The following is a 960-nucleotide window of genomic DNA, read 5'->3' on the forward strand; positions in this document are numbered from 1 at the left end:
CAAATCACCATTTTGATTAGACAACTTGATCTTATTTGAACCCACTTCAAAATCCAATATTTTACACACCAGTGAAGTACCTCACCTACCAATGACAGATGAACAAGAAAGTGAGTGCTACACATGGATTTGACTAAGTATTACCCCGACATCGTCGCAAAGTATCCCGCTTATGTAACCAAACGGGAACTATGCGAGATCTGTCACATCTGTCCCAAGACCGCCTACAATTTGGAGCAACAAGGTGAGATTCCCTATACCATTGAGCAAAACCACCTGATCCGTAGCCACAAAATCAAGCTGACAGACATTCTTGCCTATCTCTATCGGCGTGAGTGCAGACAGGAAGCAGACAGTCCCTATATCTGTGCTATGAGAACATTCTATGACGAACATCTCTCTCCCTACTCAGACCTGCTTTCCGTAAAGGATATTCAGCAGATTACAGGCTTTTCGTCCTCGGCAATCGTGCGGTGGATCAGCACAGGGATTCTGAAGGCTTTCCAGCCTGGAAAGCAGTACACCGTCCCAAAGGATTTTATGCTGGACTTTCTGATAAGCCCATATTACCGCCGTATCCGCCGAAAGACCCCTCTCCAAAAAGAATTGATGGATACATTTGAGCGTCTGTGGCAGGAAAAAGGAGGCGAGTGATGTGGCACAGGTATCCAAGTATCGCTATTTGCTGAATCAGTACCCAGAAACAGTCCAAAAAGAGCAATTCCGCATCATCTGTCATATCAGCAAACGCACAGCTCGTTATCTGCTGCAATCCGGTCTGGTTCCCTGCGTACAGAGTGGGAAAAAGACCCGGAATTACACCATTAAGATGAAAGACATTGTTCGCTACCTTGAGCGCAGGGAAATCCACCCCGAAAAATACAAACTTCCCCCCGGCTCATATAGCGGGACATACGCAGTCAAGCCCCTGCTTCCCGAATCTGTGACAACGGAGGAACT

General features: G+C 46.7%; 1 protein-coding gene and 1 pseudogene. Both read left to right on the top strand.

Features of this window, described 5'->3' with window-relative positions; genetic code table 11:
- Window positions 1–123: 123 nt before the first annotated feature.
- A complete protein-coding gene (locus B5G42_RS17595; RefSeq protein WP_025544194.1) occupies window positions 124–654 on the top strand; it encodes a helix-turn-helix domain-containing protein in 531 nt (176 codons plus the stop codon).
- A gap of 1 nt (window position 655) precedes the next feature.
- Window positions 656–960: pseudogene (locus tag B5G42_RS17600) on the top strand (helix-turn-helix domain-containing protein); the annotation flags it as partial.

This window comes from Flavonifractor sp. An91, from assembly GCF_002159225.1.
Lineage (GTDB): Bacteria > Bacillota > Clostridia > Oscillospirales > Oscillospiraceae > Flavonifractor > Flavonifractor avicola.

What these genes read in the sequence shown, in the direction of transcription:
- B5G42_RS17595 (WP_025544194.1), top strand. Translation starts at nt 124, where the DNA reads ATGGATTTGACTAAGTATTACCCCGACATCGTCGCAAAGTATCCCGCT.